Origin of the sequence: Ruania alkalisoli, assembly GCF_014960965.1 — a bacterium.
Classification (GTDB): Bacteria; Actinomycetota; Actinomycetes; order Actinomycetales; family Beutenbergiaceae; genus Ruania; species Ruania alkalisoli.
The window spans coordinates 1,730,306-1,753,160 of record NZ_CP063169.1 but is presented as its reverse complement, the minus strand read 5'-3'; the positions used below and the strand labels follow the sequence as shown (position 1 = coordinate 1,753,160).

At 68.6% G+C, this 22,855-nt stretch carries 20 protein-coding genes; 2 read left to right on the top strand and 18 right to left on the bottom strand.

Annotated elements, in window-relative coordinates; genetic code table 11:
- Positions 1-45: 45 nt before the first annotated feature.
- The 12 genes from dapB to IM660_RS07580 all read right to left on the bottom strand — a co-directional run bounded on the left by dapB (position 46) and on the right by IM660_RS07580 (position 13,667).
- Complete coding sequence (dapB, locus tag IM660_RS07635; protein ID WP_193498744.1) at positions 46-858, bottom strand: 4-hydroxy-tetrahydrodipicolinate reductase; 813 nt, start codon at positions 856-858, stop codon at positions 46-48.
- Positions 855-2,240 carry a M16 family metallopeptidase gene (locus IM660_RS07630; RefSeq protein ID WP_193498743.1) on the bottom strand — a complete coding sequence of 462 codons (1,386 nt, stop codon included), beginning with the start codon at positions 2,238-2,240 and terminating at the stop codon, positions 855-857. Before IM660_RS07630 ends, dapB begins: the two co-directional genes overlap by 4 nt.
- Before the next feature lie 16 nt (positions 2,241-2,256).
- On the bottom strand, positions 2,257-4,515 hold the full coding sequence (locus IM660_RS07625; RefSeq protein WP_193498742.1) for a polyribonucleotide nucleotidyltransferase: 2,259 nt from the start codon (positions 4,513-4,515) through the stop codon (positions 2,257-2,259).
- 187 nt (positions 4,516-4,702) lie between these two features.
- Entirely contained in the window at positions 4,703-4,972 is a 270-nt protein-coding gene (rpsO, locus tag IM660_RS07620; protein ID WP_193498741.1) for a 30S ribosomal protein S15, read from the bottom strand.
- A gap of 96 nt (positions 4,973-5,068) precedes the next feature.
- Complete coding sequence (locus tag IM660_RS07615; RefSeq protein ID WP_193498740.1) at positions 5,069-6,058, bottom strand: bifunctional riboflavin kinase/FAD synthetase; 990 nt, start codon at positions 6,056-6,058, stop codon at positions 5,069-5,071.
- A 132-nt stretch (positions 6,059-6,190) separates the two neighbouring features.
- Positions 6,191-7,144, bottom strand: a complete 954-nt coding sequence (locus IM660_RS07610) for an aldo/keto reductase (RefSeq protein WP_193498739.1) — start codon at positions 7,142-7,144, stop codon at positions 6,191-6,193.
- Between the two features lie 36 nt (positions 7,145-7,180).
- The gene (gene truB, locus IM660_RS07605) at positions 7,181-8,077 is read right to left on the bottom strand and encodes a tRNA pseudouridine(55) synthase TruB (RefSeq protein ID WP_193498738.1); all 897 of its coding nucleotides are present in this window, start codon (positions 8,075-8,077) and stop codon (positions 7,181-7,183) included.
- Positions 8,074-8,571, bottom strand: coding sequence for a 30S ribosome-binding factor RbfA (gene rbfA / locus IM660_RS07600; RefSeq protein ID WP_193498737.1), 498 nt, complete (start codon positions 8,569-8,571; stop codon positions 8,074-8,076). The genes truB and rbfA overlap by 4 nt, the downstream gene beginning before the upstream one ends.
- 108 nt (positions 8,572-8,679) lie before the next feature.
- Positions 8,680-11,586, bottom strand: coding sequence for a translation initiation factor IF-2 (gene infB, locus IM660_RS07595; protein ID WP_193498736.1), 2,907 nt, complete (start codon positions 11,584-11,586; stop codon positions 8,680-8,682).
- A 59-nt stretch (positions 11,587-11,645) separates the two neighbouring features.
- Complete coding sequence (locus IM660_RS07590) at positions 11,646-11,993, bottom strand: YlxR family protein (RefSeq protein WP_193498735.1); 348 nt, start codon at positions 11,991-11,993, stop codon at positions 11,646-11,648.
- Between the two features lie 90 nt (positions 11,994-12,083).
- A complete protein-coding gene (nusA, locus tag IM660_RS07585; RefSeq protein ID WP_193498734.1) occupies positions 12,084-13,160 on the bottom strand; it encodes a transcription termination factor NusA in 1,077 nt (358 codons plus the stop codon).
- Positions 13,161-13,172: 12 nt separating this feature from the next.
- Entirely contained in the window at positions 13,173-13,667 is a 495-nt protein-coding gene (locus IM660_RS07580) for a ribosome maturation factor RimP (RefSeq protein ID WP_193498733.1), read from the bottom strand.
- A 79-nt stretch (positions 13,668-13,746) separates the two neighbouring features.
- Here IM660_RS07580 and IM660_RS07575 point away from each other — a divergent pair, with 79 nt between their 5' ends.
- On the top strand, positions 13,747-14,688 hold the full coding sequence (locus IM660_RS07575; protein WP_193498732.1) for a hypothetical protein: 942 nt from the start codon (positions 13,747-13,749) through the stop codon (positions 14,686-14,688).
- 12 nt (positions 14,689-14,700) lie between these two features.
- On the opposite strand, the gene IM660_RS07570 is transcribed toward IM660_RS07575, so the two are convergent.
- Positions 14,701-16,500 carry a proline--tRNA ligase gene (locus IM660_RS07570; protein ID WP_193498731.1) on the bottom strand — a complete coding sequence of 600 codons (1,800 nt, stop codon included), beginning with the start codon at positions 16,498-16,500 and terminating at the stop codon, positions 14,701-14,703.
- Positions 16,501-16,588: 88 nt separating this feature from the next.
- Between IM660_RS07570 and IM660_RS07565 the strand changes: the two genes are divergently transcribed.
- Positions 16,589-17,479, top strand: a complete 891-nt coding sequence (locus tag IM660_RS07565; RefSeq protein ID WP_193498730.1) for an Fpg/Nei family DNA glycosylase — start codon at positions 16,589-16,591, stop codon at positions 17,477-17,479.
- A 56-nt stretch (positions 17,480-17,535) separates the two neighbouring features.
- On the opposite strand, the gene IM660_RS07560 is transcribed toward IM660_RS07565, so the two are convergent.
- The 5 genes from IM660_RS07560 to IM660_RS07540 all read right to left on the bottom strand — a co-directional run bounded on the left by IM660_RS07560 (position 17,536) and on the right by IM660_RS07540 (position 22,844).
- Entirely contained in the window at positions 17,536-18,444 is a 909-nt protein-coding gene (locus IM660_RS07560; RefSeq protein ID WP_246465197.1) for a GNAT family N-acetyltransferase, read from the bottom strand.
- Positions 18,445-18,449: 5 nt separating this feature from the next.
- Positions 18,450-19,589 carry a flavodoxin-dependent (E)-4-hydroxy-3-methylbut-2-enyl-diphosphate synthase gene (gene ispG, locus IM660_RS07555; protein WP_193499285.1) on the bottom strand — a complete coding sequence of 380 codons (1,140 nt, stop codon included), beginning with the start codon at positions 19,587-19,589 and terminating at the stop codon, positions 18,450-18,452.
- A gap of 144 nt (positions 19,590-19,733) precedes the next feature.
- Entirely contained in the window at positions 19,734-21,080 is a 1,347-nt protein-coding gene (locus tag IM660_RS07550; RefSeq protein WP_193498729.1) for a M50 family metallopeptidase, read from the bottom strand.
- Positions 21,081-21,120: 40 nt separating this feature from the next.
- Positions 21,121-22,299 (bottom strand): 1-deoxy-D-xylulose-5-phosphate reductoisomerase, encoded by a 1,179-nt coding sequence (gene dxr / locus IM660_RS07545; protein WP_193498728.1) that lies wholly within the window; start codon positions 22,297-22,299, stop codon positions 21,121-21,123.
- Entirely contained in the window at positions 22,296-22,844 is a 549-nt protein-coding gene (locus IM660_RS07540; RefSeq protein WP_193498727.1) for a DivIVA domain-containing protein, read from the bottom strand. Before IM660_RS07540 ends, dxr begins: the two co-directional genes overlap by 4 nt.
- Between the last annotated feature and the right edge of the window lie 11 nt (positions 22,845-22,855).

The window sequence follows — 22,855 nt, the reverse complement described above, 5'->3', positions numbered from 1 at the left end:
GCAGTGCACCCGGTGCGGGTGCGCGCTCAGCTGCGGCGGCTCATCTCAGCGACCCAGCTCCAGGTAGGCATCTAGTCCCACGGCCAGTCCGGGTCGAGAACCCACGGTCCGTGCGGCGAGCAGCACCCCGGGCATGAACGAGGAGCGTTCGAAGCTGTCGGTGCGTATCGTCAGCTGCTCCCCCGGGTTGCCGAACAAGATCTCCTCGTGCGCGACCAGCCCCTGCAACCTGACCGCGTGCACCGGGATGCCCTGGACGCGCGCGCCACGGGCTCCGTCGAGGCAGGTCTGCGTGGCGTCCGGAGCCACAGGCATGCCCTCCCGAGCTCGGGCCACCGCCTGTGCCGTGTGCACCGCCGTACCAGAGGGGGCATCGACCTTGTTCGGGTGATGAAGTTCAATGATCTCGACCGACTCGAAGTAGCGGGCGGCCTGGGCAGCGAACTGCATGGCGAGAACAGCCGAGAGAGCGAAGTTCGGGGCGATCAGGGCACCCAGCCCCCGACCATCGCGTTCGAGATGCTCGCGCACCCGATCCAGGGCCGGCTCGTCCCATCCGGTGGTTCCCACCACCGGATGAACACCGGCATCGATGAGTGCATGGACGTTGGCCTCCGTGGCCGACGGCACCGTGAAATCCACGGCGACATCCGCGACACCTGCGAGAGCCGCGATGTCGTCGCCCACATCGAGCCGCGCTATCACGCTCATATCCGGGGCGGATTCGACGGCCTCGCATACGGTGCTGCCCATCCGTCCGGCAGCTCCCAGCACGGCGACCCTCAGAGGGCTACCCCCGGCCGGCACTGCATCCCGAGCGGATTCCGCACGCGTGTCCTGCCTGCTCTCCCCGGTCATGCCTCACGTCCCTTCTCAAGCCGGCCCTGACCTCGGTAGGCAGTGTCGAACGGGCCGACGACAGTCAGGTGCCGAGGCTGAGCCAGCAGATCCGCCGCCAACGCCCTGACGTCATCTGCCCGCACCGCGCGTACGCGATCGAGCGTCTCGGTCACGGTCAGGAGCTCACCAGTGCTGATCTCCGTGCGCCCCAGTCGTGACATCCGGGAACCGTTGTCCTCCAGCCCCAGCACCATCTGCCCGCACACCTGACCGATTCCCCGTTCCAGCTCCTGCACGGGTACAAGGTCACTGGCCAGGAGCTGCCACTGCTCCTCGAGCAGATCGACGACCTGCTCGACCTTGCCAGGAGCGCATCCTGCGTAGAGACCGAACATGCCAGCATCGGCGAACCCACCCGAGAACGAATAGACCGCATAGGCCAGGCCACGCTTCTCACGCACTTCCTGGAACAGTCGCGAACTCATGGACCCGCCGAGCACGGCGTTGAGCACGGATAGCTCAAACCGGCGCTCGTCCCCGGCGGGCAGACCGAGCCCGCCGAGCAGAACATTCGCCTGCTCAGTGGCACGGTGCACGGTCAAGACGCTCGGATCGGTCGGGAAATCCCCCGAAGCCCCGACATGCAGATCGACGCCGGCACGGCGCCGTGCTGCCGGGCGTACCCCCTCGGGCAGATCCCAACCACCGGACCGCACCGCCGAGAGGACCTGCGAGCACAGTTCGTCATGGTCGACGCCGCCGGCCGCCGTCACCACCAGCTCCGAGGGGACATAGGTGCGGCGATAGTGCTCGAAGACCGCGTTCCTGGGCACGTCACGGATCGTCTCCGGCGTGCCGCCGATCGGCCGCCCGAGCGGATGTGTACCGAACACCTGGGCGGAGAATCGCTCATGTGCGACATCACCGGGATCGTCCTCGTTCATGGCGAGTTCTTCGAGGATCACCTCGCGCTCGCTGGTGAACTCGGACGGGTCCAGGACGGCGGAGGTCACCATGTCGAGGATGACGTCCACGGCCATCGGTTGGTCGGCGTCCAGCACACGTGCGAAGTAGCACGTGTGCTCCTTGCCGGTGGCTGCGTTGGCCTCACCGCCGACGGCATCGAACGCCGAAGCGATCGCCATCGCGTCCCTGCGCGGTGTGCCCTTGAACAGCAGGTGCTCCAGGAAGTGGGTGGAACCGTGGTGACCGTCGGTCTCGTCACGCGAACCGACGGCCACCCAGGCGCCCACGGCCACCGAGCGCTGACCGGGCATCGCCTCGGTCAGCACCCGGATACCGCCCGGGAGCACCGATCGGCGCACGAGGGCGCCCGCTTCGGTCTCCACGGTGAGCTCGGTGCCCGGCGTACCCGCCGGACCCAGGATCAGCTCTGCCATACCGGACCAGGCACGATCAGTTCGTCGCCTCGGCGGCCTCATCCGACTCAGCCGACTCGGCTTCCTCGGCTGCCTTGTCATCCTCGATGACCGCGTGCAGGGAGAGCTTGCCGCGGTCGTCGATCTCGGCCAGCTCCACATCGATCTTCTGACCGACCGAGAGCACGTCCTCAACCGACTCCACCCGCTTACCGCCGACCAGGCGTCGGATCTGGGTGATGTGCAGCAGGCCGTCCTTGCCCGGAGCGAGCGAGACGAACGCGCCGAAGGACATGATCTTGACGACTGTACCGATGAACCGCTCACCGACCTCGGGCATCTGCGGGTTCGCGATCGCGTTGATCGCCTGCCGTGCCGCCTCAGCCGAGGGCCCATCGGTGGCCCCGATGAACACCGTGCCGTCATCCTCGATCGAGATGTCGGCGCCGGTGTCCTCCTGGATCTGGTTGATCATCTTGCCCTTCGGGCCGATGACCTCGCCGATCTTGGAAACCGGAACCTGCACGGTGATCACACGCGGGGCCGTAGCAGCCATCTCGTCCGGTGTATCGATCGCCTCAGCCATGACGTCCAGGATGTGCAGACGCGCTTCCTTGGCCTGCGTCAGGGCACCAGTCAGGACGTGCGCCGGGATCCCGTCGAGCTTGGTGTCGAGCTGGATCGCGGTGATGAACTCCCGCGTTCCGGCAACCTTGAAGTCCATGTCACCGAAGGCGTCCTCGGCCCCGAGGATGTCGGTGAGCGCCGCGTAGCGGGTCTCACCCTCGATCGTGTCCGAGACCAAGCCCATGGCGATTCCTGCCACCGGCGCGCGCAGCGGCACACCGGCATTCAGCAGCGCGAGTGTGGAGGCGCAGACCGAACCCATCGAGGTGGACCCGTTGGAACCGAGTGCCTCGGAAACCTGCCGGATTGCGTACGGGAACTCCTCGCGCGTGGGCAGCACCGGCACGATCGCCCGCTCGGCGAGCGCGCCGTGGCCGATCTCCCGACGCTTCGGGCTTCCCACCCGCCCGGTCTCACCGGTGGAGTAGGGCGGGAAGTTGTAGTTGTGCATGTACCGCTTGCGGGTCTGCGGCGACAGCGTGTCAAGCTGCTGCTCCATCTTGAGCATGTTCAGCGTGGTGACGCCCATGATCTGGGTCTCGCCACGCTCGAAGATGGCCGAGCCGTGCACCCGGGGCAACACCTCCACCTCGGCCGAGAGGGGCCGGATGTCGCGCAGCCCGCGACCGTCGATGCGGAAACCGTCGGTGATGATCCGCTTGCGGATCAGCGTCTTGGTCACCTGGCGGAAGGCGGCCGACAGTTCCTTCTCCCGACCGTCGAAACCGTCCTGCAGGGCGCCGAGCATGGCGTCCTTGATCTCGTCGATGCGAGCCTCGCGCTCGGCCTTGCCTGCGATGGCCAGAGCCTCGGAGAGCTTGGCACCCACCTGGGCCTCGACGGCCTCGAATGCATCGTCGGCGTAGTCCGGGAACAGCGGGAACTCCTGGACCTCCTTGGCCGCCTGGCCCGCAAGGGCGATCTGCGCCTCGGCGAGCGCGCGGATGGAGGCCTTGGACGCCTCCAGCCCCTCGGCCACGACGTCCTCGGTCGGGGCGCCCACGCCCTGCTCGGTGATGAGCGTCCAGGCGTTGTCGGTCGCCTCAGCCTCGATCATGGCGATGGCAACATCCTGCGAACCGTCCTCAGCGGTCACGATGCGACCGGCGACGACCATCGAGAACACGGCGCGCTCGAGCTCGCTGTAGCGCGGGAACGCGACCCACTGACCGTCCACGAGAGCGATCCGGGTGGCACCGACCGGGCCGGAGAACGGCAGGCCGGACAACTGCGTGGACATCGAGGCACCGTTGATCGCCAGGACGTCGTACGCGTCGTCAGGGTGGATGGCCAGCACGGTCTCGACAACCTGGACCTCGTTGCGCAGTCCCTTGACGAACAGCGGACGCAGAGGCCGGTCGATGAGGCGGCAGGCGAGGATGGCCTCGGTCGAGGGACGTCCCTCGCGGCGGAAGAACGAGCCGGGAATCTTCCCTGCGGCGTACTGGCGCTCCTCCACGTCCACCGTGAGCGGGAAGAAGTCGAAATGGTCCTTCGGGTGCTTGCCGGCCGTCGTGGTCGACAGGACCATCGTGTCCTCGTCGAGATAGGCAACGGCGGAGCCGGAGGCCTGCTTGGCGATGCGTCCGGTCTCGAACCGGACCGTGCGGGTGCCGAACGAGCCGTTGTCGATCACGGCTTCGGCGAACTGGATCTCGGGACCCTCCATGGGTGCCCTCCTTCTGTGGTGAAGGGCCCGGCGGTCATCGATCGAGGCTCACGGACTGTCAGTCCGGAAGCCACTACCGAGGACCAGCGAACCCGGGTGTGTACTTCGGTGATGCAGTTGTGGGTCCGGACCACCGGCCCGGACGTGCGACCGGCCCGGACCCTAGGGGCCCGAGCCGGTCCAGGAATCAGCGGCGGATGCCGAGACGTTCGATCAGCGAGCGATACCGCTCGATGTCGACGCTGCGCAGGTACCCGAGGAGCCGGCGGCGCTGACCGACCAGTAGCAACAGACCACGACGGGAGTGGTGGTCGTGCTTGTGCTCCTTGAAGTGTTCAGTGAGGTCGCTGATGCGCCGCGTCAGCAGCGCAATCTGGACCTCGGGGGAACCTGTGTCGCCCTCGTGCGTGGCGTACTCGGTGATGATCTGCTTCTTGACGTCCGGCTCCAGGGCCACAGGATCTCCTTCATATTCACTCGTTGCGCGGAGCACCGGGGCATATCCACCCGGGCATGACACATCCGCGGCCGATCTGACGGCTAGGTCAGGGTATCACCCCGGCAGTGCCGGAAGGAGTTCCGGGCGTGGGACGTCGAGCACATCAGCCGCCTCGACCACATCCCGGCGCATCTGCTCCACTAGCGCTTCGAATCCATCGAACCGGACCGTGGGACGCAGACGTCGCACGAACTCGACGACGACCTCCTCGTCGTAGAGATCCAGGTCGCGCCGGCCCAGGACGTGCGCCTCCACCTGGCGCACTGTGCCGTCAAACGTCGGGTTGGTCCCGATGGAGATCGCGGCGGGAAGCCGATGGGGCTGAGCCGCTTGCACATGCCCGGGATCACGCAGCAGCCAGCCCGCATAGACGCCGTCGGCGGGGACGGTACCGGTCGCATCGGCAGCGAGGTTCGCCGTCGGGAACCCGAGCTGGCGCCCGCGCGCCTCTCCGTGGACGACACTGCCACGCATGCGGTGAGGGCGGCCGAGGACCGCCGACGCTCCGGCGCAGTCGCCGGCCGCCAGCAGTTCACGAACCCAGGTGGAGGACCAGCGACGATCGCCCGCAGCAGAGACGTCCTTGACGAGCTGGACCGAGAAGCCGAGCCGCTCCCCCAGCCGAACCATCGTCGTCCGGTCACCGCTGTTGTCGCGTCCGAAGCGGACGTCCTCGCCCACCACCACTCGGCGGACCCGGAGCGTGTCGACGAGGGTACGCCGCGCGAACTCCTCCGGAGTCTGCGCGGCGAAGCCGGCGGTGTAGGCGATCACCAGGGTGGCATCCAACCCGGTCTCAGCAAGCAGATCCAGCCGGTCCGCGAGACCGGTGAGCAACTCAGGCGCCTCGTGCGGCCGGTGCACGGCCGCCGGGTGCGGATCGAAGGTGACCGCTACCGACTGGCACCCGAGGGCGTGAGCGGTGTCGACGACGTCGGCGAGCACGGCCCGGTGGCCGAGATGAACTCCGTCGAAGTTCCCGATCGTGACCACACTCGCAGTCAGATCAGCGGGGACCTGGTCGATCCCGTACCACCGCTCCACTCGAGTCCCATCTCTTCGATGCCGTGCGCGACGCCGTCGACGTCATGAATGTGCTGGAAGGCTCTCCCGCAGCGCCTCCCAGCGTGCCACCTGCCCGCGAGTTGAGCGAGCTCCACCCCGCGGCGCGGAGGGTCAGTCCTCGACCACCGACGGCGGAACACCCAGGTCGTCGATGGCATCCCAGAACTCGTCCGGGACCTGGACAGCCCGCCGTTGCTCCAGGTCTGCGATCCGCTCCGGCCGTGAGATGCCCACGACGGTCGAGTCCACCAGCGGTGAGCGCAGCGAGAACTGCAGTGCCGCCGTCGCCAGGTCGATCCCGTGGGACGCACAGATCCGCTCCAGCTGCCGCACCCGCTCGACAAGCTCGGGCGGGGCGGGGCGGTAGGCGTACGTCCCGCCGCTGGCCGAACCTCGAGCCAGCAACGAGCCGCCGAAGGGCGCCGCATTGAAGACGCCCATCTCCCGCTGCCGGGCGGCCTCGAGCAGGACCGTGGCACGCCGTTCGACGAGAGTGAAGCGGTTATGGGTCAGGAGCACGTCGAAGCAGTCGCTCTCGACGTAACGTCCCACCACCGAGACCTTCCCGGCAGCGATACCGATCGCATCCACGGCACCGGACGCCCGCAGCTCCAGCAGACCGGCAACGGCACCCTGAGGGCCCATCGCCTCGGCGAAGTCGATCCGGTAGGGGTCGTGCAGGTGCAGCAGGCTCACCCGGTCCACACCCAGTCGTGCCAGGCTCTCGTCATAGGACCGCAGCACGCGGTCACGGTCGAATACCCCGGTCTCGGGGTCGGCATCGACCTTGGTCACGATCTGCCGGCCCGGCGCGATCCCGGACTCGCGGAGCGCGAGCCCGAGGATGCGCTCACTGTTGCCGCCACCGTAGACATTCGAGGTGTCGACCACGGCCGCAGGACCATGCAGCATCGCTGTCGCGAGTTCGACCGCGTCCCGTTCAGCCTGGCTACCCGGTTCGACCCCCGAACCCATGCCTGAGGTACCGAGCGTGAGCGGGCTGACGGAGATCCCGGTCCGCCCGAGGGGACGCAGATCGCTGACGAGGTCGGAAGGTATGGGCATGGAACCAGCGTACTGGCCCGCGCCGACCAGAACCGGTCACGCCGGGTCGAGAACGAGCACCGGCCGCGCCCGCCCTGCCTCGTCCTGCAGCAGAGCGAGCCCTCGGCCGTCCGGCCCGAGCGCCGCCGTCACCTCATCCGTCCCGGTCGGTGGGATGCGGCGCCCGAACCGGATCTCACGGGCCTCCTCCACGTCGAGGCGCCGGACCGGGAACGCAACCCGGAGCACCGTGCTCACGTCGAGGACGCTCAAGGTCGTGGTCGTCGCCTCGAGGCGTTCGGCCGAGGCCACATCGAAGGGGCCGACCCTCGTCCGTCGCAGTGCGGTCAAGTGCCCACCGGTACCGAGCGCATACCCGAGATCGCGCGCGAGGGCGCGAACGTAGGTCCCCGACGAGCAGGACACCCGCGCGTCGACGTCGAGCACCGGGGTGCCGTCATCGGCACGGGCCGGGTGGACCGCGGTCACATCGAAGGTGTGCACGGTCACCGCTCGCGGTGCCAGCTTCACGTCCTCCCCGCTGCGTACCCGGGCGTAGGACCGCTGACCGTTCACCTTGATGGCGCTGACAGAGCTCGGGACCTGCTCGATCGCACCGGTGAGTGCCGCCACCGCCTCGTCCAGGCCACCTCTGACGGCGGAGCCTGCGTCAGCGCCGATGCCCGAAGCGCCGATGACCTCGCCCTCGGCGTCATCGGTGACCGTTTCCTGGCCGAGACGGATGGTCGTGAGGTACTCCTTCTCGGCGCCCACCAGATAGGTGAGTAGCCGTGTTGCCCGGTTCACGCCGAGCACGAGCAGACCGGTGGCCATCGGGTCCAGCGTTCCCGCGTGACCGATCTTGCGGGTGTGCAGCAGTCGCCGCGCACGTGCCACGACATCGTGGCTGGTCCAGCCGGCCGGCTTGTCGACCAGGACGAGACCGTCGCTCATCGGCTGCTTCCGGGCTCCTCGCCGGCTGTGCCGCCGGGGTCTGTGGCTGCGCTGATCTCGTCCGCCCCGTCAGGGTCGTCATGGGTGCGGTACGGATCCGCCTCCCCGGCGTACTGTGCGTTCTCGCGCAGCTGCGCCAGCTCGGCATCCCTGGCGGCGGCGCTGCGCAACGCCTCCTCCAGGTGTGCGGCCGTCTCAGGCACGGCGTCCGGGACGAACTCCAGGGTGGGGGTCAAGCGAACTCCGGTGCGGCGCCCGACCTCGGAACGGATCACGCCCTTGGCGGACGCGAGCGCCGCGGCGCTGCCAGCCCGTTCCTCGTCGCTGCCGAGCACCGTGTAGAAGATCGTCGCGTGCTGCAGATCACCGGTCACGCGCACATCGGTGACGGTCACGAACCCCAGGCGAGGATCCTTGATACGGGTGTCGAGCATGGTCGCGACGATCTGCTGGATCGCATCGGCCAACTTCCGGGCCCGTGCTCTGTCCGCCATGATGTGTCCTCGTCTTCTCGTCTGTTCCCCCAGCATGCCACGTCGCGGCACAGTGCGAGGGCCGGGCGCAGCCGTTGTCCGGCCGCCCCCGGCCCTCGCCGGTACCCGTCAGGAGCGGGGCTTCTCCTGCATCTCGAAGGTCTCGATGATGTCACCCTCGCGGATGTCCTTGGCCCCGAGCCCGATACCGCACTCGTAGCCTTCCCGGACCTCGGTGACGTCGTCCTTCTCACGCCGCAGGGACTGGATGGACAGGTCGTCGGAGATGACCACACCGTCACGCAGCAACCGGGCCTTCGCGTTGCGTCGGATCAGGCCCGAGCGCACGATCGAACCGGCAATGTTGCCCGCCTTGGAGGAGCGGAACACCTGACGGACCTCCGCGGTGCCCAGCTGGACCTCCTCGTACTCGGGCTTGAGCATGCCCTTGAGGGCGGCCTCGACGTCGTCGATCGCCTGGTAGATGACCGAGTAGTACTTGATCTCGACACCTTCACGATCGGCCATCTGTGCGACCCGTTCAGCGGGCCGCACGTTGAAGCCGATGATGACGGCGTTGTCCACCGTGGCGAGGTTGACGTCGTTCTGCGTGATCGCACCCACCCCGCGGTGGATGATCCGCAGCGCGACCTCGTCGCCCACGTCAACCTTGAGAAGTGCGTCCTCGAGTGCCTCAACGGCACCGGAGACGTCACCCTTGATGACGAGGTTGAGGTGGTCGACCTTGCCCTGCTCGAGCGCCTGGGTGAACTCTTCGAGTGAGATCCGCTTGCGGCGCTTGGCCAGGGTGGCGGCGCGCTCCGCGGCCTCCCGCTTGTCCGCGATCTGCCGGGCAGTGCGGTCGTCGGGCGCTACGAGGAAGGTGTCGCCGGCGCGTGGCACGGACGTAAGACCCAGAACCTGCACCGGGTTGGCCGGACCTGCCTCCTTCACCGTGTTGCCGTGCTCGTCGAACATCGCTCGCACGCGCCCATGGGCGGTGCCTGCAACGATCGCATCCCCGACACGCAGGGTGCCGGACTGGACCAGCACCGTGGCGACGGCGCCTCGTCCCTTGTCGAGGTTGGCCTCGATCGCCACACCGCGCGCGTCCTTATCAGGGTTCGCTGTGAGCTCCAGCGCAGCGTCCGCGGTCAGCAGGACCGCCTCGAGCAGGCTGTCGATCCCGTTGCCCTGGGTAGCCGAGACATCGACGAACATGGTCTCGCCGCCGTACTCCTCGGCGATCAGCTCGTACTCGGTCAACTGCTGGCGGATCTTCGCGGGATTGGCATCCGGCTTGTCCACCTTGTTGACCGCCACCACGATCGGCACGTTCGCCGCCTGAGCGTGGTTGAGCGCCTCGATCGTCTGGGGCATCACACCGTCGTCGGCCGCCACCACCAAGATGGCGATGTCGGTGACATCGGCACCACGGGCACGCATGGCGGTGAACGCCTCGTGACCGGGTGTGTCGATGAAGGTGATGGCACGCTCGTCGCCCTCGTGCTCGGCGTGGACCTGGTAGGCACCGATGTGCTGGGTGATGCCACCTGCCTCACCGGCCACGACATCCGTACGACGGATCGCGTCCAGCAGGCGGGTCTTACCGTGGTCGACGTGACCCATGACGGTGACGACCGGGGGTCGTGCCTGCAGGTCCTCGTCGGACTCCGCCGCCTCTTCGGCCGCGAGGTCGATGTCGAAGGACTCGAGCAGCTCGCGGTCCTCGTCCTCGGGCGAGACGATCTCGATGACGTACCCGAGCTCGGCTCCCAGTGACTTGAACGTGTCCTCGTCGAGGGACTGGGTGGCGGTCGCCATCTCACCGAGGTGGAAGAGCACCGTCACCAGGCTCGCCGGGTTGGCGTCGATTCGATCGGCGAAGTCGGACAACGAGGCACCGGCGCGGATCCGGATGACCGTCCGGCCATCACCGCGAGGAACCTGCACACCGCCAATGGACGGTGCCGACTGCTGCTCGAACTCTTGACGCTTCGCCCGCTTGGACTTGCGCCCCCGGACCGGGCGCCCGCCTGCGCGACCGAACGCGCCCTGCGTGCCGCCACGACCTCCGCGGCCACCGCCACCGGGACGTCCGCCGAATCCGGGGCCGCCACCGGGACGACCACCGAAACCGCCGCCACCACCGGGACCCCCGGGTCCGCCTCGGCCACCGCGGCCACCGCCGCCGCCGCCACCGCGTGCGGGCGCACCGGGACGGCCGACTGAACTGCGGCCGGGCATCATCCCGGGCGTCGGACGTGCCCCACCCGGTCCTGCTGGAGCAGCGGAGCGGCCACCCGACCCACCCGGACGGGGGGCTGGGCGCTCACCACGTGGGCCGGCGCTACCACCAGGACGGTCACCGCGAGGGCCACCGCTCCCGCCGGGTCGGGGCATGCCCTGCGACGGCGCGAACGGGTTGTTCCCGGGGCGAGGCGCACCGGGGCCACCGGAGCGCTGACCACCTGGGCGTGGGCCGGGACGATCGCTGCGTTCACCACGATCGCTGCGATCGCCTCGCTGGCCACCCGGGCGGGGCATACCCTGCGAGGACGCAAACGGGTTGTTCCCGGGGCGTGTGCCACCGGGCTTGGGAGCCGGACGCGCCCCGGGCTTCGGTGCGGCCGGCTTCTTGGCCGCCGCTTCGGCCGGTGTCGGCGCCGCGGTCTTCGGACTCTGCGGAGCCTCGGGCGGCGGTCCCGATTCGGAGGCTGGCTCCGGCGCGGGCTCGGGCTTCGGTGCCGGCTCATCCTGCGGTGCAGACTCAGCCTGCGGTGCAGATTCGGCCTTCGGTGCGGGCTTGGCCGGAGGCTTCGGAGCGGCCGACTTGGGCTGAGCCGCAGCATCCTTCTTGGCGGGTGCTGCGGAGTCGGTGTCCGGGAACGCCTCGCGCAGCCGACGCTGAACGGGCGGTTCGATAGTGGACGATGCTGACTTCACGAACTCACCGAGCTCGTTCAGCTTCGCCAGGACGGTCTTACTGTCGACGCCGAGCTCTTTCGCGAGCTCGTGAACGCGGACTTTTGCCACAACTCTCCTGTCTCGGTCCGTCCCGAGGCAGGGGTCGGACCGTCGTTAGCGGTGCGTGCTCATCGCAGGGTGCTCATCGGGTGCCCATCGGCTTCTGACCCGCTCTCTTGTTCGATGATCAACGGTTCACGGCGGACAAATCGGTCGAACCACTCCACCACTTTCCCATGCTCAGCCAGGACCGGGATCCGGAGGGCACGGACGATCGCTCGTCGGGTGATGGCGCGGTCCAGGCAGTCGGGGTGCGGATGCACCCAGGCTCCCCGCCCTGGAGAACTGGCTTTCGGATCCACCACAACGGACGGATCCGAGGTGGAGGAGTCTGCGACCAGGCGAACCAAGGTAGACCGGGAGTCACGTCCTCGGCATCCGACACACGTGCGGACAGGACCTCGGGAGTGATTCATACGTTCGCAAACCCTTACCGGTGCCTGGACCGCACCTCGCCGCTGGCAAGCGGACGAATGGACGGGGCCGTGACCCACCAGCCAACTATACTACTGCGTTTCCGGTACGGCGGTCGCGGCGGGCCCGGCATCGGCACCGTCGGGGAGCGTGTCGGGCCGGATGTCGATCTTCCATCCGGTCAATCGGGCGGCCAGGCGCGCGTTCTGGCCCTCCTTACCGATCGCCAGCGAGAGCTGATAATCCGGTACCACCACGCGCGCCGAACGTGCCGCCGCGTCGACGACCTCGACGCTGCTGACCCGTGCCGGCGAAAGCGCATGAGCCACGAACGTCGCCGGGTCCTCGCTATGGTCGACGATGTCGATCTTCTCTCCGCGCAGCTCAGCCATCACGGCCCGCACACGCTGACCCATCGGGCCGATGCATGCGCCCTTCGCGCCAAGGCCCGCCACGGTGGAGCGGACCGCCATCTTGGTGCGGTGCCCGCTCTCGCGCGCGAGAGCCGTGATCTCCACGCTACCGTCGGCCACCTCTGGGACTTCGAGAGCAAAGAGTCGGCGGACCAGGTTCGGATGGGTGCGCGAGACTGTGATCGACGGCCCCTTGAAGCCGCGCGTGACTTCCAGCACGTACGCCCGGATCCGCTCTCCGTGACGGTACGTCTCGGTCGGGACCTGCTCATGCGCCGGGAGCACAGCCTCCACGCCGCCCAGATCGATCAGCACGGTCCGTGGGTCCCGGCCCTGCTGGATGGTCCCCGCGACGACGTCGCCTTCCTTGCCGCGGAACTGGCCCAGGACCTGGTCGTCCTCGGCATCACGAAGCCGCTGCATGATCACCTGCCTGGCGGTCGAGGTCGCGATCCGCCCGAAGTTCTCCGGCGTGTCGTCGAACTCGGGGCCCAGCCGCGGTCCCGGGGTCGCGGTCACATGGTCCGCCTCCCCCTCGACCTGCACCTCCTCCGCAGGAGCCTCCTCGAGAACTTCGCGCGCGTAGACGGTGACGTGACCGGACCGGCGGTCCAGTTCTACGCGAGCGTTCGTCCATGCGCCGTCGGTGCGGTGATAGGCGGAAAGCAGTGCTTGCTCGATCGCCGCCACCAGCGTGTCCAGCGAGATGTCGCGCTCACGCTCGATCATCCGTAGCGTCGCCATGTCGATATCCATGCCCCGGTCCTCTCAGTCCTGGCCGTCGCCGGCGCGGTTCAACTCGACGTCGATGCGTCCACGGACGACATCCGACAGCGGCAGGCTGACGGTACCCGATGCAGTCGCCAGCGTGAGCTCGTGCTCATCAGCCCCGAGCACCCGCCCGCTCACTTCGCGTCCTTCGGTGGCGACCGTCACGAGCCGGCCCTCGGCCCGGCGGAAGTGCCTCGCCTCCGTCAATGGCCGCGTCACACCGGGGGTCGTGACCTCCAGCAGATACGACCCGGCAAGCAGGTCCTCAGCCTCGTCCAGCCGTTGCGAGACAGCCCGGGAGACGTCCGCGAGCGAGTCCGACGTCACACCGCCAGGTCCGTCCGGCAGGTCCACCGTGACGCGCACCACACGGCGCCGGGCAGCACCGGAGACGCTGACGCCCTCAAGGTAGAGGCCAGCGCCGGAGACGACCGGGGCTAGCACCTCGTGCACCTGTGCGCCGAGTGCGTGCGGTCCGGGTGAGGGGCTCATCAGCTGTTCTCCTTGTGCAGTTGTTCTTCTGGTCATGTGATTCGACCAGGGTAGGCGCCTGGCATGGCACGATCAACGCGTGGACCGACACATCCCTGGCCCGGCGAGCGGGCGACGACGACGGACGAGCCGGCTGACGCTCTGGCTGACGGCGGTCCTGGTCCTCCTGAGTGGCTGTGCGATCCGGCTCGACGGTCCTCCGGATCCAGTACCAAGCCCCGACGCAGCTGAGCAGGTACGCCAGCACGCCGCGATCGCCAGTGCGCAGCTGGCGGAGCTGGCCGACGCCACCTCAGCTCCCGGCGAGGAGATCGCTGCGCTCCTGGCCGGAATCGGCACCACGGCTCAGGCTCAGCTCGATGCCCTCGGCGGGGTCTGGCGCGCTCCTGCACGCCCTGACGATCCCAGCCCGTCCGTCCCTGGTCTCGATGTCCCCGGCGATACCCGGCCGGCCGACGTGCTCAGCGCGCTCGTCGACTCGGCAGCGGCCGCCCGCGACGCTGTCGCCCTACCGGCCGTGGACGAGGATCTCGCCGCGCTGCTGAGCGGGATCGTCCTCCAGCGGGAGGCCGCGGCGTCGGCACTCGCCGAGATGCTCGATGTCGACCCCGGGCTGGCTGACCCTGAACCGCGACTTCCTACCACCCTCACCGAGGCTGCGGCCGGACTGTGCCGCACGTTGGACGCGCTGGCATACGCCGGTGAGACGATCGCGGCACGCAGCACGGGGGACGCGCGGGCACGAGCCGCCGCTCAGGCGATCTCCGACAGGGACCTGGCCGAGCAGATAGCGGTTGCTGCCGGACTCGACGGCACCTCGGACGATCCACGGGAGGTGAGCTACGCCGTCGGAGATCTGCAGGCCGACATGACGTCCTGGCGTGCGGACCTGGTGCCCGGATGGCTGGCGCAGATCCCCGCCGCTGATCCGGCGGACCGGATGGGCCTGCTGGACCACGCCCGAGCCGCAGCACGTGTGGCTCCCCCGGATCCCTCTCAGGCCTTCCCAGGGCAGGGATAGGGCCAGCCCAGGTCAGCGCAGCGAGAGACCGGCCTCGGTCAGCAGCTCACGCAACCTCGCCACCGCCTGCTCGGGCGGGAGTTCCTCGCGATCCCCGCTGGCCCGATGGCGCACCTCGACCACACCGTCGGCCAGTCCGCGCCCCACCACGAGCGCATAGGGCAGGCCGAGCAGCTCGGAGTCGGCGAACTTCACCCCGGCGGATACCTTGGGGCGGTCGTCGTAGAGAACCTCCACCCCGATGGAGTCGAGCCCGTCCGCGAGTCTCTCGGCGGTGTCGAAGACGGCTGGGTCCTTCCCGGTCGCGAGCACGTGCACGTGTGCCGGGGCCACCGCGACCGGCCAGGACAGGCCCATCTGGTCGCTGGTCGATTCCGCGATCGCTGCGAGCACCCGGGTGACCCCGAGTCCGTAGGAGCCCATCGTCACCGTGACCGCTTTGCCGTTCTGATCGAGCACCGACAGCTCGAGCGCCTTGGCATACTTCTGCCCGAGAGCGAAGATGTGCCCGATCTCGATCCCGCGAGCCAGTTCCAGCGGGCCGGAGCCGTCGGGCGCCTCGTCACCGGCACGGACTTCTGCGACGTCGATCACTCCGTCAGCCGTGAAGTCCCGGCCAGCCACCAGGTCGAAGACATGCTTACCCGGCTCATTGGCCCCCGTGATCCATGCCGTACCGGGCACCACCCGGGGGTCGAGCAGGTATCGCACGGCACCCGCGCCGTCCTCGTCGCGGGGTGCGCCGTTCGGACCGAGCACCTGTGGGCCGATGTAGCCAGGTACCAGCTCCGGGTGCCCGGCGAAGTCCGCCTCGGTGGTCTGGTCCACCTCAGCCGGGAAAACGGCCGCCTCAAGCCGCTTGGCGTCCACCTGCCGGTCTCCGGGCAGACCCACCACAAGCAGCTCCCGCTGACCCGTCGGGGAGACCAGGGCGACCACGACGTTCTTCAGCGTGTCAGCCGCCGTCCACGGGCGCTCCGGCCGGGGCGCGATCTGATTGGCCGCCGCGACCAGGGTCTCGATGGTGGGGGTACCGGGCGTGTCCTCCACGTGCGCGGGGCGGACACCCGAGGCGTCCTGCTCGGGTGGCACAGGGGTGGCCACGGCTTCGACGTTCGCGGCGTAGCCGCCGGGCGAACGCACGAAGGTGTCCTCGCCGATCTCGCACGGATGCAGGAACTCCTCCGAGCGGGATCCGCCCATGGGCCCTGCCTGCGCGGCGACGATCACGTAGTCGAGGCCGAGCCGATCGAAGATGCGCTGATAGGCCCGGCGGTGCTTGCCATACGAGGCATCGAGACCGGCCTCGTCGATGTCGAAGCTGTAGGAGTCCTTCATGATGAACTCCCGGCCGCGGATCAGACCCGCGCGCGGCCTGGCCTCATCCCGGTACTTAGTCTGCACCTGGTACAGCACCGCCGGAAGATCCTTGTACGAGGAGTACAGATCCCGCACCAGCAGGGTGAACATCTCTTCGTGCGTGGGGGCCAGCAGGTAGTCGGCGTCCTTGCGGTCCTTCACGCGGAACAGATTGGGTCCATACTCTGTCCACCGGCCCGTCGCCTCATACGGTTCCTTCGGCAGCAGGGCCGGGAAATGCACCTCCTGGGCACCGATGGCGTCCATCTCCTCGCGGACCACGGCCTCGATCTTCGCCAGCACCTTCAACCCCAGCGGCAGCCAGGAGTAGATCCCCGGCGCCGCGCGCCGGATGTAGCCGGCGCGCACGAGCAGCTTGTGGCTCGCGACCTCGGCATCGGCCGGGTCCTCTCGCAGGGTCCGCAGGAACAGGGTCGACATCCGCATCAGCACGCCGTGAGTCTAGTGTCCCGCGCCAGGGGTTCGGTACCGGACGCCCGTAGGCCTGGCTCGGCTGGGCGCTGCGAGCCACACTGGGATCATGCCTGAGATGCCTGAGGTGGCCGGCCTGGCCGCCTTCCTCACCGAACGGTTGACCGGCCGCACGATCGCGGCCGTCCACGTCCCGGGGATCCAAGCCCTCAAAACCTTCGATCCGCCGCCGCAGGCCCTGGTAGGGCGCACCGTGGACCGAGTGGACCGACACGGCAAGTGGCTGGACGTCGTCACCCGTGCCGGGCCTGATCCCGACAGTGACGAGAGCCCGCTGTCCCTCGTCGTCCATCTCGCCCGCGCAGGATGGTTGCGCTGGCAGGACACGGCGCCCGCCACGGTGCCCCGCTCCCCCAAGTCGCCGATCGCGGTACGCGTCGTTCTCGATGACGGGTCCGCATTCGACCTGACCGAAGCAGGGACCCGCAAGCGCCTCGCTGTGCATGTGGTCCGCCGGGCCCGTGAGGTACCACTGGTGGCCAGCCTGGGCCCTGATCCGCTCAGCGACGAGTTCACGCCGGCGGTCCTCGGCGAGCTGCTGGGCCGGCGGCGCGCGCAGCTCAAAGGAGTCATACGCGACCAGAGCATCATCGCCGGGATCGGAAACGCCTACTCAGACGAGATCTTGCATGCCGCTGGGATGAGCCCGTTCGCGCCGACGACCTCATTGACACCAGAGGAGGTGACGCAGCTGCACGCGACGATCCGGTCCGTGCTCGCCGAAGCCCTCGGTGCGGCTGCAGGCAAACCCGCCGCCGAGCTCAAGGACGCCAAGCGGGCCGGTATGCGCGTGCACGGCAGGACCGGACACCAGTGCCCGGTCTGCGGCGACGTGGTGCGCGAAGTCTCGTTCGCCGACTCCTCGCTGCAGTACTGCGCGACCTGTCAGACCGGGGGGAAAGTACTCGCCGACCGGCGGATGTCGCGCCTGCTGCGCTGACGAGGCGGCCGCATCGCCGGCGGCCCCGTCAGCGCCCGCTGCCATGACGACCAGACTCAGAAGAGCACGGTCGCGTAGGTGCCCACCCGCCGGAATCCCACGGCGTCGTACGCCGCCAGCGCCCTGGTGTTGTAGGAGTTGACGTACAGGGAGACCACCGGCGCCATCCGCTCGCGTGTGTGCGCAACCACGGCGGCCATGCCCGTGGCGGCGAATCCGCGCCCCCGGTAGTCGGGGTGCACCCACACCCCCTGTACCTGAGCTACACCGAACGCGACGGTACCGATTTCGGCCTTGAAGATCACCTGGGGCCCGGACGCGGTCGTCTCGATCCATGCCAGTGCCCGGCCACCGTCGACGAGGGACCGGATCCTGCGCTCATAGCTGCCCCCGGACTGCAGCGGCGAATACCCCACCTCCTCGGTGAACATTGCCACACATGCAGGCAGGAGCACATCCAGGTCGGCACTCGTGCACACCCGGACTTTCGGTTCGGGCGGGAGCAGCGGGTCATGATCGATCATCATCGACGGCTGATCCTCGCGGACCTCCCGAGGAACGGGCCCGTCCTGGCGCAACTGCTCCCACAAGGCGAGCACGTCCTCAGCCGGGCCGACGATGGAGGAGTACCGGCGCCGTCCTGACCGGACGGCCTCGGCCAGAGCGGGCGCAGCACGAGGCGCGACCCGGAACGGGACCACATTCCCGCCAGTCCAGCACAGGCCGTCCAGACCTTCGCTCGTGCGCACGCACAACAACTGGTCACGAGTAAACGCATACCGCGGCAGCGCCTCCACATGCTCACCCAGCAGTGCAGCATCGACCGGGGCCGCCTGGCAGAACCGGAGCAACTCACCGGCATCGGCACTACGCGCGCTGGTGACCAGCGGTTCCGGGACGGGCTCGGGCCGCAGGGCACGCGCGCGGACGCCCCGGGCTGCACGGGGCCGGGGCCAGGTGGGCACGACGATCAGGAGACGGTGACGACCGGGCTACCGTCTGAGTCGGCACTGTCCATCGACTCGGCAATCCGGGTGGCCTCGGCGATGAGGGTCTCCACGATCTGGTCCTCGGGCACGGTCTTGATGACCTCACCCTTGACGAAGATCTGGCCCTTACCGTTTCCGGAGGCCACGCCGAGGTCGGCTTCGCGTGCCTCTCCAGGCCCGTTCACCACGCAACCCATGACGGCGACGCGGAGCGGGACCGTCATACCCTCCAGGCCTGCGGTCACCTCGTCTGCGAGGGTGTACACGTCTACCTGTGCCCGCCCGCAGGAGGGGCAGGAGACGATCTCGAGCTTGCGCTCGCGCAGGTTGAGCGACTGCAAGATCTGCAGGCCGACCTTGACCTCCTCGACGGGCGGGGCGGACAGGGAGACCCGGATCGTGTCCCCGATGCCCTGGCTGAGCAGCGCGCCGAAGGCAGTCGCCGACTTGATCGTGCCCTGGAACGCTGGACCCGCCTCGGTGACCCCGAGGTGCAGGGGCCAGTCGCCACGCTCGGCGAGCAGCTCGTACGCACGCACCATCACGACGGGATCGTTGTGCTTGACGGAGATCTTGAAGTCGTGGAAGTCGTGCTCCTCAAACAGCGACGCTTCCCAGACAGCGGACTCGACCAGCGCCTCGGGCGTCGGCTTGCCGTACTTGGCGAGTAGGCGCTTGTCGAGCGAGCCGGCGTTGACGCCAATTCGCAACGAGACTCCCGCATCCGAGGCGGCCTTCGCGATCTCCGCGACCTGGTCATCGAACTTGCGGATGTTGCCCGGGTTGACCCGGACCGCGGCGCAGCCGGCGTCGATCGCGGCGAAGACGTACTTCGGCTGGAAGTGGATATCGGCGATCACCGGGATCTGCGACTTCTTGGCGATGATCGGCAATGCCGCAGCGTCGTCGGCGGTGGGCACGGCGACCCGGACGATGTCGCATCCAGAGGCCGTCAGCTCTGCGATCTGCTGCAGGGTGGCATTGATGTCGGTGGTCGGGGTGGTGGTCATCGACTGCACCGAGATCGGTGCGTCACCGCCGACCTCCACCGCGCCGACATTGATCTTGCGGGTCTTGCGTCGCGGTGCCAGCACCGGAGGGGTTTCCTTGACGGCGGGCATGCCCAGGCTGATCGGAACACTCACTCCCCCAGTATCACACTGACGGACTGTGGTTCGCTCCCCCGGAGCTGCCAGGCGAGGACGACAGGGCGTACGACACGCGGTCTGTCGAGCTCGTGCAGAACTCTGTGCCGGTGGGTGAACTCAGAAGAACTGGATGGGGTTCACGATGTCGGCGATCGCCAGCATGACGCTCATACCCGCCAGGAGAACCACGACGACGTAGGTGAGCGGCATGAGTTTCGCTGTATCCGCCGGGCCAGGGTCGGCTCGGCCGGTGAGCTGGGCGAGACGGCGCCGCGCCGACTCGAACAGCGCCCCCGCGATGTGCCCGCCGTCGAGCGGGAGCAGCGGCACGAGGTTGAACACGAACAGCGCCATATTGAGTGAGGCGAGGATCTCCAGCAGCACGGCACCGCGTTCCGCCGTCGTCAGGAGGTCGGTGGAGGTGACCTCGCCGCCGAGACGCCCCACTCCGACGATGCCGACCACACCGGGGTCACGCTCGGCCCCACCGAGCGTGGACTGGGCGATGGAGACGAGTCGCTGAGGCAACGTGAGAACAATCTCCACGGTGCCGGTGAAGACCTGCCACACGTGCCCAGGCACGGCCGTGACCGGCTGCGGCACCAGTTCCCGCCCGGCTCCGACGCCGACGAACGGCTGCTCGGTGAACAGCTGCTCACCATCGGCATCGGTGACATACGCCCCGTCCTCGATCACCGGGCGTTCGGCCAGGGTGGGCGTCAGCGTGAGCGGCACCTGTGTCCCCTCGCGTTCGATCACGACCTCGACCGTGCGGGTACCCGTGGCGTCGATCGCGGCCGTCAGGTCCTCCCAATCGGCGATCGGCGTGCCTGCCCAGGAGATCACCCGGTCCCCCGGGCGAAGGCCTGCCTGCGCGGCGGGCGCCACCGGGTCGGCGTCAGTGCACTCGCGATTCTCGCCTGCGGGCAGCACGCATGAGGAGACCGAGGCAAGCTGGTTGCTCGCAGTCGGGACGCCGAAACCACTGAGGACCACGGCGAAGAGCACCACGGCGATGAGCAGGTTCATCAGCGGTCCGCCAGCCATGACGACAAGCTTGCGCGGCATCGTGAGCTGGTAGAACGCGAGCCGGCCGTCTCCGGGGCGGATCTCCGCGGCGATCTCGTCGGTGCTCGCGGCCCGAGTCTCCTCCACGATGCCCGTGATCGCCCCCCGCAGCCCGGTCCGGCGCTGTCGCGCCTCGTAGCGGGCGTCCTCGCTGATCTGCTCGCGCGCCGGCGCGAACATCCCCACCATACGCACGTAGCCGCCGAGCGGGAGCATCTTGACGCCGTACTCGGTTCCGCCGCGACGGGTCGACCACAGCGTCCGGCCGAAACCGACGAAATACTGGGTCACGCGGACCTTGAACAGCTTCGCCGGCACCAGGTGCCCGATCTCGTGCAGGGCGATCGAGACGATCAACCCGACCGCGATGATGAGCACGCCCCACCAGAAGTCCATGCCCTCAGGGTACGTTGCGGACCTGGTGTCCCCGCACGGATCAGGCGCTCAGGGCGACCCGTGCCCGCTCACGCGCCCAAGCATCGGCGGCAAGGACGTCCTCGACGTGCCGGGCAGGACCACCGCGGTGCTCCTCCACGACTCGCGCCACCAGCTCGACGATGCCGGTAAACCTGAGGGCGCCACCATGGAAGGCGGCGACCGCCTCCTCGTTCGCCGCGTTGTACACCGCCGGATACGTCCCCCCAGCACGTCCCACGTGCTGTGCCAGCCGCACCGCCGGGAAGGCCTCCTCGTCCAACGGACCGAACTCCCAGGTGCTCGCCGTCATCCAGTCACAGGGGGTGTCCACATCCACGAGTCGATCCGGCCAGGACAGGCCCAGGGCGATCGGCACCAGCATGCGCGGCGGCCCCAGCTGAGCGATGGTCGACCCGTCGTGGAACTCGACCATCGAGTGAATCTGCTGCTGGGGGTGGACCACGACGTCGATCGCATCGAAGGACACCCCGAACAGCAGGTGCGCCTCGATGACCTCGAGGCCCTTGTTCACGAGCGTGGCCGAGTTGGTGGTGATCACCGTCCCCATCGCGAAGTTGGGGTGACGCAGTGCCTCCTGCGGCGTCACGTGCTCCAACTCGGACCGGCTGCGGCCGCGGAACGGTCCGCCGCTGGCGGTCAGGACCAGCCGTCGCACCTCCGCGGCACGCCCACCGCGCAGACATTGCGCGATGGCGCTGTGCTCGGAATCGACAGGGACGATCTGGCCAGGTCGCGCCTCCGCCTGCACAAGTGGTCCGCCCACGATCAGCGACTCTTTGTTGGCCAACGCGAGCGTCGACCCGGCGCGAAGCGCGGCCAGCGTGGGGCGCAGGCCGATACTGCCGGTGATCCCGTTGAGCACGACATCCACACGAACGCCTGCCAGCTCGGTGACAGCCTGCGCACCGGCGGCGATCTGCGGGAGACGTCCGGTCCGTCCTGCCGCGGTGGCTGCGGCTGCGAGTTCGTCCCGGAGCTCCTTGGACCGGCTCTCGTCGGCGACGACGACGTGCTCCACGTCCAGCTCGACGGCCTGACGTGCGAGCAGCGGCAGATCCCGACCGCCGGCCGCGATGCCACGGACGCGGAAGAGTTCAGGGCGGGCGCGGATCACCTCGACGGCCTGGGTCCCGATGGAGCCGGTCGAGCCGAGGATGGTGACGGTCCGCATGCTCATTCGACAGCCAGGAGGACGTCGACGGCGCGGTCGAGGAAGGCATCCACCGGGCCTTCGGCATAGGCGCGTGAGCGACCGGCCCGTGGAAAGCTCGCATGACGCAACTCGGCCGCGCTGAGCGCGTGCTCGGCGTCGAAGTACCGGACGAGCCGGTCCATCAACTCATCCACAGCGGCCGCTGCGTATCCTCGGCCCCGCTCTGGCGGTGCGAATCGTTCACCCGCGGGCCGGACGAGACGTGGGTAGAGCGTCGTCGCACGTTCGGCTACCTGTTCCATCCAGGCTTCCTGACCGTGGACGGCGATGAAGTCGGCGCGTGCCCGCTGCACGAACGCCCCCTCGAGCCGGTCCAGGGCTGCATCGACTGCGGCTGGTTCGTATCCTCCACGCACGAGGTCGAAGGCCACCCGGCGCACGTCCTCGGCCGACATCGCTGCACTCTCCGCGCCCTCGTAGGCGGCCCGGGCATCGGCGAAGAACTCCTCGACCTCGTCCTGGTCGTAGCCGTTGGCCCACCCCTTGACGCTCGGGAACAGCCCCTCCATCGCGTGTCCTC

Coding starts and splice junctions, on each gene's coding strand:
- IM660_RS07610 (WP_193498739.1), bottom strand. CDS start 7,144: ATGCCCATACCTTCCGACCTCGTCAGCGATCTGCGTCCCCTCGGGCGG.
- IM660_RS07565 (WP_193498730.1), top strand. CDS start 16,589: ATGCCTGAGATGCCTGAGGTGGCCGGCCTGGCCGCCTTCCTCACCGAA.
- IM660_RS07580 (WP_193498733.1), bottom strand. CDS start 13,667: ATGAGCCCCTCACCCGGACCGCACGCACTCGGCGCACAGGTGCACGAG.
- rbfA (WP_193498737.1), bottom strand. CDS start 8,571: ATGGCGGACAGAGCACGGGCCCGGAAGTTGGCCGATGCGATCCAGCAG.
- IM660_RS07550 (WP_193498729.1), bottom strand. CDS start 21,080: ATGGACTTCTGGTGGGGCGTGCTCATCATCGCGGTCGGGTTGATCGTC.
- IM660_RS07540 (WP_193498727.1), bottom strand. CDS start 22,844: ATGGAGGGGCTGTTCCCGAGCGTCAAGGGGTGGGCCAACGGCTACGAC.
- dapB (WP_193498744.1), bottom strand. CDS start 858: ATGACCGGGGAGAGCAGGCAGGACACGCGTGCGGAATCCGCTCGGGAT.
- nusA (WP_193498734.1), bottom strand. CDS start 13,160: ATGGATATCGACATGGCGACGCTACGGATGATCGAGCGTGAGCGCGAC.
- IM660_RS07625 (WP_193498742.1), bottom strand. CDS start 4,515: ATGGAGGGTCCCGAGATCCAGTTCGCCGAAGCCGTGATCGACAACGGC.
- truB (WP_193498738.1), bottom strand. CDS start 8,077: ATGAGCGACGGTCTCGTCCTGGTCGACAAGCCGGCCGGCTGGACCAGC.
- IM660_RS07590 (WP_193498735.1), bottom strand. CDS start 11,993: ATGAATCACTCCCGAGGTCCTGTCCGCACGTGTGTCGGATGCCGAGGA.
- dxr (WP_193498728.1), bottom strand. CDS start 22,299: ATGAGCATGCGGACCGTCACCATCCTCGGCTCGACCGGCTCCATCGGG.
- ispG (WP_193499285.1), bottom strand. CDS start 19,589: ATGCCCGCCGTCAAGGAAACCCCTCCGGTGCTGGCACCGCGACGCAAG.
- IM660_RS07630 (WP_193498743.1), bottom strand. CDS start 2,240: ATGGCAGAGCTGATCCTGGGTCCGGCGGGTACGCCGGGCACCGAGCTC.